We start from the raw sequence: 16,662 nt of genomic DNA on the forward strand, positions 1-16,662 counted from the left end.
CTGTGTTTTAGTGTCTAATTTTACGCTTTTTATGTATAGAATAATCCTATGGTCCCTTGCTTTAGTCGGTATATAGTAATGTTCCCTAGATGGGATGAACCTGCTCTGTCTTCAAGGGTTTATTCCGCTTTAGTGGTATGATAGTATGACTTTAAATGAATGTACAAGGTTAACGGAATATCGTGCGATTGTGAAGAAGTGAGAAAATTGATAAAATGAGCGCTCTAATTCCACGGAAAGGTCGGAGGGAAGTGGGTTATGAAGCATGAGATTAGAGAAATCTTATATATGCATGTGCAAGCTTCTGAACGTTTTGTGATTTCAAATGGGATGAGCTTTTGGGAGTTTGCTAATTCTTTAGAAAAACCATTGCAACATCTTTTGTTGTTAAAACATGATTATGGTGATACACAATTTAATTTAAATGTTGCTTTAGATTATATACCGAGTGAAGGTGTAGCGAAATTTATTAAACAAGATGTGGGAGCGTATGGTGAGTTTTGTTGGATTGATTTTCAAGAAGAGGATAGTTTAGATGAATTGAGCGGAATGGAGTTGGCTGAGCTGCTCTATCTTGGGCATATGAAGCATCATTTAAAACAGCCGTTCTTTTCCAAATTACATAATCAGTTTGTTTACTTATCGCATGATGATGGATGGTTTAGTAAAATTTATTATCGTTCATTACCTATGTATTATAAAATGTTAGGCAGTCTTATTTCTTTAAAGCTTGAAGGATTAAAAATAGATAGAACGTGGTTTGGTTTGAGGAAAAAACGAGATTTACCTATTATACCAATGGAAGTGCTTGAGAAGTTGTCCGCTATGCTCTCTGAAGGGGTTGTTTTTTCTCTTAAGCATGCTCTTGAAACGAGAGTGAAAATGGAGATTCCAATATGGGTAGTGGGGGATTTCACGAATATGGATGACATGCTGGATCATTACTATGAGCTACAGAAGCAAGAACCCGATGCTTATATTACTTTTTTATGGAAAACGAAGGAATGGTCGATTGTATTAAATAGCTGATAAAGTAAAACTTTTATCAACGGGGGCTTTAGCGCTCTTTTAGTGTAGGATAAATTTTGTTGCTGAATGAAGTTTCACATATAATTAGTTGTGTGGTGACATAGAATGCAATGAATGTCATTCGATAAATATGTATGTCACACAATAGTAATAATTAACAAATTTATGTAAAGCACTCTATTTAATAAAACTTTGTTCGTTTTTGTTGAGAAATGATACAATAAATAATGGTGAAAAGAATAATGGAGGTCACATAAATGAAAACTAAACTCGGCTTGCTTTATGGTGGAAAATCTGCAGAACATGAGGTTTCCTTACAAACAGCAATGGCGGTTATTAAAGCACTTGATTTGGAGAAATTTGATATATATCCGATTTACATAACAAAAGAAGGAGCTTGGGTAAAAGGGCCGCAATTGACAGCGCCAGTTGAAAACGTTGAGGAATTAGCATTTCCAAATGGAAGTCAAGTAGCTCCGCTTTCTTTGCAAAAAGCGAATGAAACAAATGAAGATGGATATGATGTTTTATTTCCGCTATTGCACGGACCGAATGGCGAAGATGGTACGGTTCAAGGGATGTTTGAATTATTAAATTTACCATATGTAGGTAATGGTGTTTTAGCGTCATCGGCAGGTATGGATAAAGTTATTATGAAAAATATTTTTGCGCAAGCGGGCTTGCCGCAAGTTAAGTATACATGGTTAATTCGTTCTGAGTGGGAAGCGAATCGAGAAGAAGTCTATAACCAAGTAGAAGCAGAACTCGGCTATCCTAATTTCGTAAAACCGGCGAACTTAGGCTCAAGTGTTGGAATCAGTAAGTGTTCTAACCGTGAGGAATTGGAGAAGGCGTTCGTAGAGGCGTTTCAGTTTGACCGGAAAATTATTATCGAAGAAGGCGTTACAGCACGCGAGATTGAAATTGGTGTGCTTGGAAATGATCATCCTGCTTGCTCGGTTGCAGGAGAAATTATTTCAGGAAAAGATTTCTATGATTATACAGCAAAATATACAGATGGTAAGTCAACAATGGTTATTCCGGGTGATGTGACAGAAGAGCAGTACGCAGAATTATCTAAAATGGCCATTACAGCATTTAAATCATTAGATTGTTCAGGATTGGTTCGTGCTGATTTCTTCTTAACAAAAGAAGGGGACTTCTACATTAATGAAGTAAATACAATGCCTGGTTTTACGCCATTTAGTATGTTCCCGTTATTATGGAAGCATACAGGGGTGGAATATCCAGTTTTAATTGAAAAGCTCGTTCAACTTGCGCAAGAACGTTATGAAGAGAAACAAAAAATTAAATATACAGTATAACTACTGTTATTTATTTGTTAATTAGATGAGGTAGGATGTAGGCAGAAGCGCTAGAATATATAGGCTTCTGCTTTGTTTTATAATGAAACAGCCTATAGGAGGAACGGAAAATATGATAAATCGCACGTTAAAGCAGATTCATGAGATGGTAGGTGGCCTAAATGTAATTGCAGAATGGGAATCTGTTCAGGTTGCTGGCGTATCAATTGATTCTCGGAAAGTAGAGCAGAATAACTTGTTTGTTCCACTTCTTGGAGAGCAAGTCGACGGTCATAAGTATGTCGAGAAAGCAATTCAACAAGGAGCTGCTGCTTCTTTATGGCAGCAAAATGTCCCGAATCCACCAAAGGATATCCCTCTTATTATTGTGAAGGATACAGAAGTGGCGCTACAAGAACTAGCAAGAGCTTATCGCGGACAGTTGAATGTGAAAGTAATTGGCGTGACAGGAAGTAATGGAAAAACGACAACAAAGGATATGACTGCTTCTCTTTTGGCGACGACTTATAAGGTACATAAGACAAGTGGGAATTTTAATAATCATCTAGGATTACCGTTAACAATTTTGTCAATGCCAAAGGATACCGAAGTAGCCATTTTAGAAATGGGGATGAGTAGCCGAGGGGAAATTGAGTTTCTTTCGAAGCTAGCTCGCCCTGATATTGCGATTATTACAAATATCGGAGAATCTCACTTATTAGATTTAGGATCGAGAGAAGAAATCGCTCGTGCAAAGCTAGAAATTATCGAGGGTCTCGCTGATGGAGGAACATTCATTTATTACGGAGATGAACCTTTATTATCAGAGCAAATCCAAAATCGAGATAAAGATTTGCATATCCAATCTTTCGGTCGCTCTAGGGAGAATGATTTGTATGTGACTTCAATTGAGCAACGAAATGATAGTACAGCTTATATGACCGCGGGGGTATTAGTCGGTTCTTACGAAATTCCGGTTCTTGGGAATCATAATGTAATGAATGCTTTAGCCGCTATGCTGGCAGCGAAGGAATTAAAGGTGGATCCAGAGAAAATTCAAGAAGGGCTGGCTTCGGTTCGATTAACGAATATGCGAATGGAAATGGTTGAAGGGGCTAAAGGAGAAAAAGTAATTAATGATGCTTATAACGCTAGTCCTACATCAATGAAAGCAGCGATTGAATTAATTGAAGGGCTGTCCGGATTTGAACGAAAAATTCTTGTGCTGGGTGATATGTTGGAATTAGGTTTACAAGAGCAGGATTTTCATTTGAAAATTGGTCAACATATTTCAAAAGATGAAATTGATGAAGTATTTACTTATGGTCCTCTTGCTGAACATATTGCCAGAGGTGCGCGTGAAACATTTGAGGAGAATCGTGTATTTTCTTTTCAAGATAAGCAGCAATTAATTCAAGAATTAAAAAGACATACGCAAGCTAATGACCTTATTCTTGTAAAAGCATCAAGAGGTATGCGTTTAGAAGAAGTTGTTCAGGCATTACAAAAATAAATAAAATCGGTTTACCCACATGGGTAAACCGATTTTATTTATTTTAATGTTTAAGCTATATTATATAATGTTAGGGCTTTGGGAAATAATATGATTAAATGGAGCGAGCATTTTAAGTGAGATTCGTGATTGGATATCCTTTATTGCAATAGTGGCTATAAAATGATATTATATAGTATGGGTTTAAACGCCTTAATAACGTATTCATTTTTTATGTTGTTAAGTCAGTTCAAGTTATTCAAGTTTTGTCATGAACATGAACGATTTCATGATTTTGATTTTGAAGGACTATGTACTTTTAGATTAAATAGGCCGAGCGTCTTGATTATAAATAAAAGCTGCCTAATATGGCGGCTTTAGTTGCTCATACGGAAGTAAGCTATACGCTTTATCCACTTCTGCATTTCCTCAACGCACCGTGCCTGTTTTTTGTATAGAATCTTGGCTCTCGTCAAGTTAGATAGGCAGCTCCATCGGCTGCATGAAAAAGTAAGGTGCAGCAGCCCTCACCTAAATGTTCGGTTCAATTACCGATTATGCTACTTTAACTTTTCCGATTTGAATTTCATCTTGGCTATATATACGAGTAATAAAATGCGCCTATGTTTACAAACATAATAATGTGTATTTACTATTGCATCCAGCACAGTAAGAGAAGGCTGATGTATGTTATTTGTTAAATCCATATATTGAGTTCAGCCGAACTAATAAGGTAATTGTTTAGGTGATTACAGTTCCTTTTTTATACTGTTGTGGTATACATGATCAGCATAGGGATGATTTTGAAACAACTGCCGATTTTAGGGGAATAGGATAAGTGCAACTACGCATCTATCTGCCTGAAGATGAGCCAATTGGTGAATTTTCTTTATACGAGGTAAAGTACAACCTCCGTCACATTTGTTGTAATTTGAACAAGAACCATTGCAACATGCACTGATAAATTTATGATATTAAAAAGGAGCACGAACACATTGACATTGTTTAGCGAATTAGGATTAGATAGAACGTCTATGAAATCAATTGAAAAAATGGGGTTTGAGGAAGCGAGTCCGATTCAAGCTCAAACGATTCCATTAGCGCTTGAAGGGAAAGATATTATCGGTCAAGCTCAAACTGGAACAGGTAAAACAGCAGCATTTGGTATTCCGTTAATGGAAAATATCGATATAAATGACGAGAATGTACAAGGAATTGTCATTGCTCCAACACGTGAACTTGCGATTCAAGTTTCCGAAGAACTCTTCAAGCTTGGCTACGGAAAACGAGCACGTGTACTAGCGGTATATGGTGGTCAAGATATCGATCGTCAAATCCGTGCTTTAAAGAAAAAACCACATATTATTGTGGGTACACCAGGTCGTTTACTTGACCATATTAAACGTAAAAACATCCGTTTAGGCAATGTACACACAGTGGTACTTGATGAAGCAGATGAAATGTTAAACATGGGATTCATTGAAGATATTGAGTCTATTTTGTCTACTGTTCCAGAAGAGAGACAAACATTGTTATTCTCAGCAACAATGCCTGACCCAATTCGTAAGATTGCAGAAACATTCATGCAAAACCCAACGCTTGTACGTGTAAAAGCAAAAGAAATGACGGTTGATCGTATTGAGCAATACTATATCGATTTAAGAGAAAATGAAAAGTTTGATACGTTAGCACGTCTTCTTGATATTCAAACACCAGAGCTTGCGATTGTATTTGGTCGTACAAAACGTCGTGTAGATGAACTGTCATCTGCTTTAAATATCCGCGGCTATATGGCTGAAGGAATTCACGGTGATTTAAGTCAAGCGAAGCGTCTATCTGTATTAAAGAAATTTAAAGAAGGCAGCATTGATGTACTTGTTGCAACAGATGTAGCGGCACGTGGTTTAGATATCTCAGGCGTAACTCACGTATACAATTTCGATATCCCTCAAGATCCAGAAAGCTATGTTCACCGTATTGGACGTACTGGACGTGCAGGGAAACATGGTGTAGCGATTACATTTGTTACTCCGAGAGAAAGAGGTCAATTACACGCTGTTGAACATACGACGAAAAAACGTATGGTAAAAATGAAAACACCAACTTTAACAGAAGCGTTAGAAGGTCAGCAAAAAGCTGTTACAGAAAAAATCCAGAACATAATTGAAAATGAAGATCTTTCATTATACCTTGCTCAAGCAGAAGAGCTAATGCAAAAGTATACGGCTGTTGATTTAGTATCTGCAATGCTTAAAGCATTAACAAAAGAGCCTGATCAAACACCTGTTAGATTAACGGACGAAGCTCCGCTTCCAATGCGTCGTGATCGTAACCGTGGCGGCTCTAATAATAGAAATCGTAACGGGCGCAGCTCATCTGGAAGAAAAGATTTCGGTGCTAAACGTTCAACTAACCGTAAATCGAATGGTCATGGCAACCGCAGCTCAAGCCAAAGACGTGAGAAACAAAGCCATTAATAATAAGCTTGAACAAAAGCTTAAAACAAAAGAATAAATTAAGTTTACGGCCTTTTCTCGATAATTCAATCGAGAAAAGGCCGTTTTTGTGTGTGGAAGAAGTAGAGTTTTTTGGGAAATTACAAGAAAGTATAACATTCTTAAATCGTTTTGATGCTTAGCTTCAGGTTCCATTACTTTGCTTAAAAGTATGGTGAAGTAAAAATAAAAGAAAAAGAAGTGAACAATTAGATATAGTATACTGAAGGGGAGTTGTGTGAAAATAGGATTTTTTTTCATGGGAAGGAGTGAATTAATGGAGCTGCAAAACCAAATATCAGCGAGGACGTTAAAGGTATGGCGCATCATTGGTTTTTTGGAATGTTTGATTACGTGGATTATTACGATTGCTGTACTTGTGTTAACCATTATATTTGATTGGACACCTTGGATTATTGGGGGGATGATTGTATTATCGGTCATTCAGCCATACTTAGGGATCTACCTATTACCTTTAATTAAGTGGCGCCGTTTTCGTTATGAAGTGCGAGAGACAGAAATTGAAATTCAAAGAGGGATTTTTGTCATTAAGCGGACGCTTATACCGATGATCCGTGTTCAGCATGTAGAAACGAACCAAGGTCCTTTCTTACGTAAATATGATTTAGCGTCAGTGGAGGTATCAACTGCAGCGACTGTACATACGATTCCGGCTCTTGATTTACAGGAGGCGGATGAATTGAGGCAATATATTTCGAAAATGGCAAGTGTGGAGGAAGAAGATGTCTGAACCGAAACGATTGCATCCGATTGCTATGTTGTTGAATGTGATAAAGGCCATTAAAGATATGCTCGTTCCGATTATCGTTGTTGTTGTCTTCGGAGGGGATAAGGATGGATTAGCGGGGACGATTCAATTGGTCATCTTGGGCAGTATTTGTTTATTTGTTATTGTGACAGCCGTTATTGAATGGTTTCGATTTACCTATCGTATTGAAGAGGGTGAATTAAGGATTGAATCAGGTGTATTTGTCCGAAAAAAACGTTATATTCGTTTTGAACGAATACATAGTATTGATGTGTCAGAAGGGATTATTCAGAGGCTTTGCGGGCTTGTGAAAATTAGTATCGAAACCGCCGGCGGTGCTCAAGCAGAAGCGGTGTTATCGGCCATTTGTAAAGAAGAAGCTGAACGATTAAATGAACGATTAGCAGAAGCGAAAAGAAATAAAATGCTAGGAGAACAGCCAGAAATCGATTTAATCGCGGAACCTGTTATAAAGCAAGAGTCCGTTATGACGTTTAGACTGCAATTTCCAGAGCTTTTCTTGATGGCTGCTACTTCTGGGGCTGTTGGAGTTGTGCTATCTGGGGTGGCTGCTTTTGTTTCGCAGTTTGATGAAATAATCCCATTTGAGCGGTTTTTTGGGGAGTATGAGGATGTATTAAAGCTCGGTACCTTTTTATTGGCCGTTTTTGCTTTTGTCGCAGCGCTTATTGTATACATGCTTGCGACAATCGGGATGATGTTGAAATACGCTCAATTTACGGTTGAAAAAAAGGAAGATGAGCTAATCATTTCAAGAGGTTTACTTGAAAAAAGACAGCTGACAATTCCGTTGAAGAAAGTGCAAGGGATTCGAATTATCGAAAATGTGGTAAGGCAGCCTTTAGGTTATGCAACGGTTTATCTAGAGTACGCAGGAGGGTCAGAAGCGGATAAAGATAGTTTAAAGGTTATGCTTTTTCCGCTTGTAAACAAGAAACATTTACAAAAATATTTAGAACAATGTCTATCAGATTATGTAGCAGATGTAGAAGTGGAGCCGTTGCCGGCACGTGCACTTCCGCGCTATATGTTTCGACGGGCCATTTTCTTTATTCCTGTCATAATCGTTTTTATTTATTTTTTCCGCCCTTGGGGATATGTTTCTTTGGTTTTATTGCCAATTAGTATTAGTTGGGCTTTTTTACAATATAAAGCGGCTGGTTGGAATATTACGAATCATCAACTGTTGATGAGAAGCCGCGGGTTATCCAAACAAACGATTTTGTTTCATAAAAGTAAAATTCAATCGATTGAATCAAAAACAAGCTGGGCGCAGCAACGAAAGCAGCTCTCTTCTATTTCTGCTTTAATCAAATCAGGAATTGCTTTTCGAGAGGGAAAAGTAAGAGATGTAGAGGCTAAGGATTTTGATGCGGTGCAAACATGGTTTTTAAAGAATAGTCGTACGAAATAACCGTAAAACAAACCGCTTTCGTTCACATAGCCAAGAATAAAAGAAGCTACTAAACAGTTAGCTTCTTTTATTTACGCCAAAATAGTGGAGCGAGAATGACACCTGCAAGTAAGCCGCCGATATGAGCGACGATGTTTATATTAGGTTGGATAAATGTCATAATAACAGCGATACCTGTTAGCGTATAAATCGTATGAATTTCATTTTTAGATAAGAGATGTTTTCGAAAACGGGCCATATAGAGGAAAAATCCGAGAATGCCAAAGATCGCTCCGCTTGCTCCGGTATGAATGAAGGTAAGTGGTGTTAAGAAAAAGGTAGCGATGTTGGCGATAGTCCCCGTTAATAGAAAAAAAAGAGCAAACTTTATAGAACCCAGAGTTTTTTCAAGTGTTGGTCCAAAGATGGCTAGGGAAAACCCATTAAACAATATATGGGTAAACGAGTAATGTAAAAAAGTTGGCGTAAGGAGTCGCCACCATTGACCATCTGCAATGTACAAGTTAACACCTGTTCCGTAATGAATGATATTTCCAAGAAACGACGGAAATAAGGTTAGTACGAATACAATCATCATCAAGAAAATGTAGCAGGTAACAGCAGGGAAACAACGTACATACTGTTGAAAGCTTTCAGTTCTTATAAACATAGATTCTCCTTTTGGAAGATTGAAATGGTTGTACTCATTTTATGAATGTTACGTCTATTATAGAAGGGGTTGTTTAGATGATAAAGGGAATAGGGATTGATATTACAGAAATTCAAAGAATGAAGCAGATTATAGAGCGTCAACCACGTTTTTCAGAACGAATTTTAACAGCTAATGAACAAAGTCGGTATGAGCAGCTGAAGGGAGCACGGCAAATTGAATATATTGCAGGGCGCTTTGCGGCTAAGGAAGCTTTCTCAAAAGCAAATGGAACAGGAATAGGGAAACACTTGTCTTTTCTTGATATTGAAATTATGGCCGATGAAGCAGGCAAACCTTGCATTACTGCGCCAATCTCCAAAGGAGTCCATTTATCTATTAGCCACAGCAAAGAATATGCCGTTGCTCAAGTCGTTATTGAAGAAGTAGAAGAATCTTAACCAGAAGCGCTGTTTTCCTGCTGATTGAGCTTCAACGTTTAGTTTGTTGTGCAGAGGATAATGCTTCTAACAGGTACAGGCCGCTTGTTAGTTTCATTCTAATTTGCTTTATATGCTTGCCCAAGCTGCTTCCGCTTTTCGAATCATATTTGCTGAGGTTGTCTCATATACTTCTATTGCGATAGAGAGAGACAAGGTTGGGTAAAGCGTAGCGGACTTCAGGTGAGAGATACATCAAGATAAACGCTAAGTCTTAAGGTCCTGCCTTTTCCTCTCTCTTTTATGTTTAAATGACAAAAGGGGTTGAAAAGATGAAGAAAATGGGGATTCTTTTGGCTGGGGTTATGCTGTTGTTGGCTCTCAGTGCCTGTGGTCAGAAATCACAAGCTGATGTTGTGACAGCTTTAAATGAAAAGGTTGAAGAAATGAAAGGCTACAAAGCAAATGCGAAGATGACGTTACAGATGGGGACTGATCCGCAAGTATATAACGTGGAAATTTGGCATAAGAATCCTTCCTTCTATCGAGTGAATTTGAAGAACCAAGAGAAAGAACAAAGTCAAATGATTTTAAGGAATAATGAGGGAGTATATGTTTTAACGCCCGCGTTAAATAAGAGCTTTAAGTTTCAAAGTGAATGGCCTGAAAATAGCAGCCAAGCGTATTTATACGAGTCACTTGTAAAAGATATTACGGAGGATAAAAGTGCGACGTTTAAAGAAGTAGACAACCAATATGTGTTTGAAACAAAAACGCGCTATCAAAATAGTAAAATGTTGCCTGTTCAAGAAATTAGACTGAATAAAAAGGATTTATCTCCAGTTAGTGTAAAAGTGATGGATCCAGATAAAAATGTGTTAGTTACAGTGGAGTTCTCCAAGGTGAAATTCGATACAACGTTTGATAAAGATGCGTTTGATATGCAGAAAAATATGACAAGTGCTCAGCTTGAGGTAGAAGTGATGGCTGAAGTAAAAGATCAAAATTTTTCTGTTAAATATCCAGCGGAAATGCAAGGTATGAGTTTAACTGATGAACAACGAATTGATACAGAAAATGGAGAACGGGTTGTTTTGACGTATGAAGGGGAAAAGAACAGCTTTACATTAATTCAAGAGAAGGCTGAAGTGGTCCAAACGAAAATCGTTTCGACAACTGTAAATGGCAATCCAGTAGATTTAGGATTTACAGTAGGTGCATTAGCGGATAATATGGTGACGTGGACGTATGAGGGAGTCAACTATACGCTTGCTTCACAAAGCTTATCTCCAGATGAAATGGTAGAGATAGCTCGTACAGTTGGAGTGGAGCCTGTAAAATAGAGTGGAATTTTGAAAACACAGAGGCTGTCCTATTGACGAGACAGCCTCTATCTTTTTGGACATCGTTGTTGCCTGTAAATGGCCTAGATGACATATAGCTCTTTTCCTTTCTGTTAAACCGTTTTAAAATAAAGTAAAACTGAACCCTGCTTATGGGTAGTTGAACAAGTCGGACAGTTGTGTCCCAGCTTGGGGCAGGGGGGTTGCTGCCTGTTAAACATGAAATAAATGGAGAAATAATGAAAGAAGGTTACGTAGTTTGAGTATGAAGGGGTTTCACCGCGATACATGGGCGGAAGTGAATTTAGATTACATTTATGAAAATGTTGTTTCTATGAAAAAAATATTGCCGCAAGATGTAAAGATGTTTGCTGTTGTGAAGGCGAATGCATATGGACATGGTGATTATGAAGTAGCAAATACAGCACTTAAAGCGGGGGCCAATTTTCTTGCTGTCGCTTTTTTAGATGAAGCATTTGCACTCAGAAAAAAAGGAATTACAGCTCCTATTCTTGTGCTTGGTGCATCTAGGCCGGAAGATGCCGGTATAGCTGCAGAAGCGCACATTTCTTTAACGGTTTTTAGCCAAGAGTGGCTGGAGCAAGCGAAGCAGTATGTAGGGGAGAAACAGGTTCTTCATGTGCATATTAAATGCGACAGTGGTATGGGGCGAATCGGTGTACGTACTCCGGAAGAATTGAAGGCTCTTGAACAGTGGTTACTGAACGAACCTCAGTTTAGATTTGTTGGAGTTTTTACGCATTTTGCAACAGCTGATGAACTAAATTTATCATATTATCAACAGCAGCTAAATACATTTAAAATGTTGTTATCTTCTTTGCGAAAGCTTCCTGAACTTGTTCATGCGGCAAATAGTGCGGCTTCATTACGATTTACAGACCCTTTGTTTAATGCTGTACGTTATGGGATTAGTATGTATGGGTTAAGTCCGTCTCCAGAGATCAAGCAGCTATTGCCTTTTACGTTGAAAGAAGCTTTTAGCCTGAAAACAAAAATCGTACATGTGAAACGGTTGAACAAAGGCGATCATGTTAGCTATGGAGCTACTTATACGGCGGAAGAAGAAGAGTGGGTTGCTACATTGCCTATTGGTTATGCGGATGGATGGATTCGTAAGCTGCATAGCCAAGAAGTGATTGTTGCAGGTGCAAAGGCGCCGATTGTTGGCCGAATTTGTATGGATCAGTGTATGATTAAGTTGTCTCAACCACTTCCCATTGGGACAGAAGTGACGTTAATTGGTGAAAGTGATGGGGTAGCGATTTCAGTAGATGAGATTGCCGCGACATTAGAAACGATTAATTATGAAGTGACGTGTATGATAGCAGCGCGTGTACCGCGTGTATATAGGCGGAATCATCAAGTATCACATGTGCGTAATACGCTCTTGAATGATTGATTTTGTAAAAAATTACAAAAATGTGAATAATATTTATTACGGTTCGCTGATAATAAGACAGAGGATGGAATATACTCTTTGCAGATAGGTATTTTAATGGTAATATGGAAAAGGTATATAGACTATGGTGTGTAGTGATGGTGGAGGTGTATGCTTGTGTCTGAATCCGGCGCAACAAGAGAGATAATAATTCGATTACCTCAAAATGTATTAACTGAGTTAGACGGGTATGCGAGTGAAGAAAACGTTAATCGCAGTGAGTTTATTTATCGTGCCACGACTATGTATCTTCGTAAAAAGAAAGAATTTCGGGAATCAATGAAACGTGGCTATATCGAAATGGCGGCCATTAATTTAACAATCGCTTCTGAAGCATTTCAGGCTGAATATCCAGAATATGAAGCTGAACATGCTGTCGAGCGATTAGCTAGTGGAGGCTGAGCCATTGATTGTTGTTAAGCGTGGTGACGTATACTTCGCAGATCTTTCTCCAGTTGTCGGCTCAGAACAAGGTGGAACCCGTCCGGTACTCATTCTTCAAAATGATATCGGGAATCGCTTTAGTCCGACAGTGATTGTGGCAGCCATTACAGCTCAAATTCAAAAGGCAAAATTGCCAACACATGTGGAGATTAACGCGAAAAAATATGGATTCGAGCGAGATTCCGTTATTCTTTTAGAACAAATTCGCACGATTGATAAGCAACGCTTGACAGACAAAATTACGTATCTCGATGAAACAATGATGCAAAAAGTAAACGAAGCTTTACAGATTAGTTTAGGGTTAAAAGAATTTTAGAGAAAAAATGAATTCCTATAGCAGGGTGCTATTATATATGTTCTTTTTTATAAATAAAGACTAGGCGATTCCGGTTAACGACACTGGGGTCGTTTTTTTTTGCTTATTAACAGTTGACTAGGAAATAGAGCCAATGCACATAATGAATTGGTTGAGTTGATCACTCATAAGGAGAGAGCTGATTGGCGGTGCGAGTTTCACTTTATAAAAACTGTTCTTCTAGATAGTGAGGTTCGCAACGTATGGCTATATTTGCTAGACTGTATATAAGAATGTAAAAGCTTGGGGGAAGAACATTGATGATACAAAATGAATTAGTGAAGCAAATAGCTGTAGAATTAACTTTGAAAAGTCATCAAGTGCAAAATGTTATCAATATGCTTGAAGAGGGAAATACGGTTCCGTTTATTGCTCGATATCGGAAAGAGATGACGGGGGCACTTGATGAAGTGCAAATTCGTTCAATTATGGAGCGGTGGAATTATTTAGAAAACTTAAATCATCGAAAAGAAGAAGTCATTCGTTTAATTGAAGAGCAGGGAAAGTTAACGCCGGAGTTAAAGCAGCAGATTGAAAAGGCGAGCAAGCTGCAAGAAGTAGAGGACGTGTATCGTCCGTATAAACAAAAAAGAAGAACAAAAGCAACCGTTGCTAAGGAAAAAGGATTAGAGCCGCTTGCTGATTGGTTGTTAGCTTGTCATTCTAATCCGGCTGTTGAAGAAAAAGCAGTTGAGTTTCTTTCAGAAGAAAAAGAGGTACAATCTGTCGAAGAGGCGATTGCCGGAGCAAAGGATATCATTGCAGAACAAATTTCTGATGATGCTGAGCTGCGTAAATGGATTCGTTCATCCATCTTTAAAACAGGAAAAATCGTTTCAACTGTGAAAAATGAAGAAAAAGACGAAAAGAAAATTTTTGAGATGTATTATGAATATGAAGAGCCTGTCCAAAAAATTGTCCCGCATCGCGTATTAGCGCTTAATCGTGGTGAAAAAGAAGAGGTGTTACGAATCTCTGTGCATCCTGTAACGGATTCTATTATTCAATACATTGAGCGTAACGTAATTACGAAACCGCATACAGAGTCAGCTGCTATATTGAAGGAAGCTATTGAGGATAGTTTCAAACGCCTTATTATGCCATCTATTGAACGGGAAATTCGTAAAGAATTAACAGAGAAGGCGGAAGATCAAGCTATTCATATTTTCTCAGAAAACTTAAGAAATTTATTATTGCAGCCGCCGTTAAAGGGGAAGGTTGTATTAGCGGTCGATCCTGCATATCGGACAGGCTGTAAGTTAGCTGTAATTGATGAAACAGGGAAAGTATTAGAGATTAGTGTCATTTACCCACATCCGCCTGTTTCGAAGCGAGCAGAAGCCAGGGAAAAAACAATAGCTATTTTGAAAAGGTTTGCCGTAGAAATTGTTGCGATTGGAAATGGAACGGCCTCAAGGGAAACGGAACAGTTTATTGCTGATATTTTAAAAGAAGTCGAAGGCGGTCTTTCTTATATTATTGTAAACGAAGCGGGAGCGAGCGTTTATTCTGCATCTGATATTGCCCGTGAAGAATTCCCAAATCTCCAAGTGGAAGAGAGAAGTGCGGTTTCGATTGGCAGAAGGCTTCAAGACCCGCTTGCAGAACTGGTGAAAATTGATCCGAAGTCTGTTGGTGTCGGTCAATACCAACATGATGTTTCACAGAAAAAACTTTCAGAGTCGCTTTCTTTTGTTGTAGAAACAGCTGTGAATCAGGTTGGTGTGAATGTTAATACGGCTTCCCCTTCACTTTTGCAATATGTAGCAGGGTTATCAAAAACAGTTGCTCAGAACATTGTTAAGAAAAGAGAAGAGGAAGGGAAGTTTACGAGCCGAAAAGAATTGAAAAACATCCCTCGACTCGGAGCGAAAACGTATGAACAATGCATCGGGTTTTTGCGAATTTTGAATGGGAGTGAACCACTCGATCAAACGGCTATTCACCCAGAGAATTATAGTGCCGTTAATAAGTTGTTAAAGAAAATAGGGTTTACTTCAGCAGAATTAGGTAGTGAAGCGTTAAATGAGGCGCTGAAAAACTTAGATTTACCCTCATTAGCAGAAGAGTTAGAAGTTGGCGAGATGACGTTAAAAGATATTATTGATGACTTAATGAAACCCGGACGAGATCCACGTGATAATTTAGCGAAGCCGCTTTTGAAGCAGGATGTGTTGAAAATAGAAGATTTACAAGTGGGGATGGAGTTACAAGGTACGGTACGGAATGTTGTTGATTTTGGAGCTTTCATTGATATCGGTGTGAAGCAGGATGGGCTTGTGCATATTTCGAAACTAAGCAATCGTTTTGTTAAACATCCTCTAGATATCGTAGCGGTTGGAGATGTTGTAACGGTTTGGGTCGATCAAGTTGATGTTCAAAAACAACGGGTGGCTCTAACGATGCTGCAACCAAAAGATCAAGGTTAATTTTTTTTGAAAACATCTTCAGGGTGAAGGTGTTTTCTTTATCATTGGAGAACTATGAGCGAAGGCTGTCATTTCTCTGATACAAAAACCAATATCGGTTTAGCATTTTGATTTGTGAAGAATCTTTCTCAAAAAAGGCTCTGCGCATTTGGTTTTGAAACCATTTAGGCATCATAGGGTTTCCTCCCCTTGGTGTCTCCTATTTTTTCACCAGTATATGCTATAATAGGTTGTCAAGTTACGATTGAAAGGAAAAAAAGTATGAATGACGAACAACTTCAAACACTTGTTGAAGCCATTTCACTTTCCGATTTTCAAAAAACATTTGAACATCGTGCCTATTTTAATCCGCGTCTTCGCACAACGGGAGGGAGATATCTGCTTACGTCTCATAATATAGAAATTAATAAGAAGTATTATGAGGAGCAAGGGATGGAAGAGTTGATTGGGATTGTGAAACATGAGTTATGTCATTACCATTTACACCTAGAGAAGAAAGGCTATCAGCATAAAGATGCGGATTTTAAACATCTATTAAAAAAAGTGGGTGCTCCAAGGTTTTGTAAACCGTTAGCTGTTAGTAGCAAAAGACATAAGACAAAACTATATGAATACAGTTGTAAAGCCTGTCATCAACATTATATGAGAAAAAGGCGTGTAAACATTAATCGTTTTGTATGCGGTAAATGTAAGGGAGTGCTATCTTTAGTACGAGAAATTTAAAGGGAAGAAAGAATTTCAAAAACAATTGTTGACTTTGCCTTGAGAAGTGTGTATACTCTAAAGAGTCGACAAGATAACGGCTTGTTATTTGAGACGAAATAGAGTTCTTTTGAATGATTTGTGAAAGAATCTGGATGATATTGTTCCGCAGTAGCTCAGTGGTAGAGCACTCGGCTGTTAACCGAGCGGTCGTAGGTTCGAATCCTACCTGCGGAGCCATTTTGGGGAAGTACTCAAGAGGCTGAAGAGGCGCCCCTGCTAAGGGTGTAGGTCGGGTAACCGGCGCGAGGGTTCAAATCCCTCCTTCTCCGCCATTT

General features: G+C 38.5%; 15 protein-coding genes and 2 tRNA genes. 15 read left to right on the forward strand and 2 right to left on the reverse strand.

All coding sequences use genetic code 11. From position 1 onward, the window contains the following. The first annotated feature begins 258 nt into the window (after positions 1-258). From D1953_RS20320 to D1953_RS20345, 6 genes are all read left to right on the forward strand, one after another. A complete protein-coding gene (locus tag D1953_RS20320; protein WP_119118974.1) occupies positions 259-1,029 on the forward strand; it encodes a hypothetical protein in 771 nt (256 codons plus the stop codon). Positions 1,030-1,286: 257 nt separating this feature from the next. Further along, positions 1,287-2,354: a D-alanine--D-alanine ligase gene (locus D1953_RS20325; RefSeq protein WP_119118975.1), complete on the forward strand. Its 1,068-nt coding sequence runs from the start codon at positions 1,287-1,289 to the stop codon at positions 2,352-2,354. 112 nt (positions 2,355-2,466) lie between these two features. Further along, on the forward strand, positions 2,467-3,846 hold the full coding sequence (locus D1953_RS20330; protein ID WP_119118976.1) for a UDP-N-acetylmuramoyl-tripeptide--D-alanyl-D-alanine ligase: 1,380 nt from the start codon (positions 2,467-2,469) through the stop codon (positions 3,844-3,846). A gap of 974 nt (positions 3,847-4,820) precedes the next feature. Next, entirely contained in the window at positions 4,821-6,302 is a 1,482-nt protein-coding gene (gene cshA, locus D1953_RS20335; RefSeq protein ID WP_182480698.1) for a degradosome RNA helicase CshA, read from the forward strand. A gap of 295 nt (positions 6,303-6,597) precedes the next feature. Next, the gene (locus D1953_RS20340) at positions 6,598-7,071 is read left to right on the forward strand and encodes a PH domain-containing protein (protein WP_119118978.1); all 474 of its coding nucleotides are present in this window, start codon (positions 6,598-6,600) and stop codon (positions 7,069-7,071) included. Continuing rightward, the gene (locus D1953_RS20345) at positions 7,064-8,524 is read left to right on the forward strand and encodes a PH domain-containing protein (protein ID WP_119118979.1); all 1,461 of its coding nucleotides are present in this window, start codon (positions 7,064-7,066) and stop codon (positions 8,522-8,524) included. Before D1953_RS20340 ends, D1953_RS20345 begins: the two co-directional genes overlap by 8 nt. Positions 8,525-8,591: 67 nt before the next feature. Here D1953_RS20345 and D1953_RS20350 read toward each other — a convergent pair whose 3' ends face one another. Beyond that, positions 8,592-9,173 carry a rhomboid family intramembrane serine protease gene (locus D1953_RS20350; protein WP_119118980.1) on the reverse strand — a complete coding sequence of 194 codons (582 nt, stop codon included), beginning with the start codon at positions 9,171-9,173 and terminating at the stop codon, positions 8,592-8,594. Positions 9,174-9,250: 77 nt separating this feature from the next. Between D1953_RS20350 and acpS the strand changes: the two genes are divergently transcribed. From acpS to D1953_RS20380, 6 genes are all read left to right on the forward strand, one after another. Beyond that, positions 9,251-9,613 carry a holo-ACP synthase gene (acpS, locus tag D1953_RS20355; protein ID WP_119118981.1) on the forward strand — a complete coding sequence of 121 codons (363 nt, stop codon included), beginning with the start codon at positions 9,251-9,253 and terminating at the stop codon, positions 9,611-9,613. Between the two features lie 311 nt (positions 9,614-9,924). Further along, entirely contained in the window at positions 9,925-10,935 is a 1,011-nt protein-coding gene (locus tag D1953_RS20360) for a LolA family protein (protein ID WP_119118982.1), read from the forward strand. A 265-nt stretch (positions 10,936-11,200) separates the two neighbouring features. Beyond that, a complete protein-coding gene (alr, locus tag D1953_RS20365) occupies positions 11,201-12,355 on the forward strand; it encodes an alanine racemase (RefSeq protein ID WP_119118986.1) in 1,155 nt (384 codons plus the stop codon). A 156-nt stretch (positions 12,356-12,511) separates the two neighbouring features. Beyond that, positions 12,512-12,796, forward strand: coding sequence for a CopG family ribbon-helix-helix protein (locus D1953_RS20370; protein WP_119118988.1), 285 nt, complete (start codon positions 12,512-12,514; stop codon positions 12,794-12,796). Positions 12,797-12,803: 7 nt separating this feature from the next. Beyond that, a complete protein-coding gene (locus tag D1953_RS20375; RefSeq protein WP_119118987.1) occupies positions 12,804-13,154 on the forward strand; it encodes a type II toxin-antitoxin system PemK/MazF family toxin in 351 nt (116 codons plus the stop codon). Between the two features lie 299 nt (positions 13,155-13,453). After that, a complete protein-coding gene (locus D1953_RS20380) occupies positions 13,454-15,622 on the forward strand; it encodes a Tex family protein (RefSeq protein ID WP_119118983.1) in 2,169 nt (722 codons plus the stop codon). A 52-nt stretch (positions 15,623-15,674) separates the two neighbouring features. Here D1953_RS20380 and cmpA read toward each other — a convergent pair whose 3' ends face one another. Next, complete coding sequence (cmpA, locus tag D1953_RS20385) at positions 15,675-15,794, reverse strand: cortex morphogenetic protein CmpA (protein WP_119118989.1); 120 nt, start codon at positions 15,792-15,794, stop codon at positions 15,675-15,677. Positions 15,795-15,883: 89 nt separating this feature from the next. Here cmpA and D1953_RS20390 point away from each other — a divergent pair, with 89 nt between their 5' ends. From D1953_RS20390 to D1953_RS20400, 3 genes are all read left to right on the forward strand, one after another. Next, entirely contained in the window at positions 15,884-16,345 is a 462-nt protein-coding gene (locus D1953_RS20390) for a SprT family protein (protein ID WP_119118984.1), read from the forward strand. A gap of 144 nt (positions 16,346-16,489) precedes the next feature. Next, positions 16,490-16,564: transfer RNA gene (locus tag D1953_RS20395), tRNA-Asn, on the forward strand. 4 nt (positions 16,565-16,568) lie between these two features. After that, positions 16,569-16,659 (forward strand) — tRNA-Ser (locus D1953_RS20400). Positions 16,660-16,662 lie beyond the last annotated feature (3 nt).

It is taken from the genome of Peribacillus asahii (assembly GCF_003570725.1).
GTDB classification, from domain to species: Bacteria; Bacillota; Bacilli; order Bacillales; family DSM-1321; genus Peribacillus; species Peribacillus asahii.

Coding starts and splice junctions, on each gene's coding strand:
- acpS (WP_119118981.1), top strand. CDS start 9,251: ATGATAAAGGGAATAGGGATTGATATTACAGAAATTCAAAGAATGAAG.
- D1953_RS20320 (WP_119118974.1), top strand. CDS start 259: ATGAAGCATGAGATTAGAGAAATCTTATATATGCATGTGCAAGCTTCT.
- D1953_RS20325 (WP_119118975.1), top strand. CDS start 1,287: ATGAAAACTAAACTCGGCTTGCTTTATGGTGGAAAATCTGCAGAACAT.
- D1953_RS20340 (WP_119118978.1), top strand. CDS start 6,598: ATGGAGCTGCAAAACCAAATATCAGCGAGGACGTTAAAGGTATGGCGC.
- D1953_RS20350 (WP_119118980.1), bottom strand. CDS start 9,173: ATGTTTATAAGAACTGAAAGCTTTCAACAGTATGTACGTTGTTTCCCT.
- alr (WP_119118986.1), top strand. CDS start 11,201: ATGAAGGGGTTTCACCGCGATACATGGGCGGAAGTGAATTTAGATTAC.
- D1953_RS20390 (WP_119118984.1), top strand. CDS start 15,884: ATGAATGACGAACAACTTCAAACACTTGTTGAAGCCATTTCACTTTCC.
- D1953_RS20380 (WP_119118983.1), top strand. CDS start 13,454: ATGATACAAAATGAATTAGTGAAGCAAATAGCTGTAGAATTAACTTTG.
- D1953_RS20360 (WP_119118982.1), top strand. CDS start 9,925: ATGAAGAAAATGGGGATTCTTTTGGCTGGGGTTATGCTGTTGTTGGCT.
- D1953_RS20330 (WP_119118976.1), top strand. CDS start 2,467: ATGATAAATCGCACGTTAAAGCAGATTCATGAGATGGTAGGTGGCCTA.
- D1953_RS20345 (WP_119118979.1), top strand. CDS start 7,064: ATGTCTGAACCGAAACGATTGCATCCGATTGCTATGTTGTTGAATGTG.
- cmpA (WP_119118989.1), bottom strand. CDS start 15,794: ATGCCTAAATGGTTTCAAAACCAAATGCGCAGAGCCTTTTTTGAGAAA.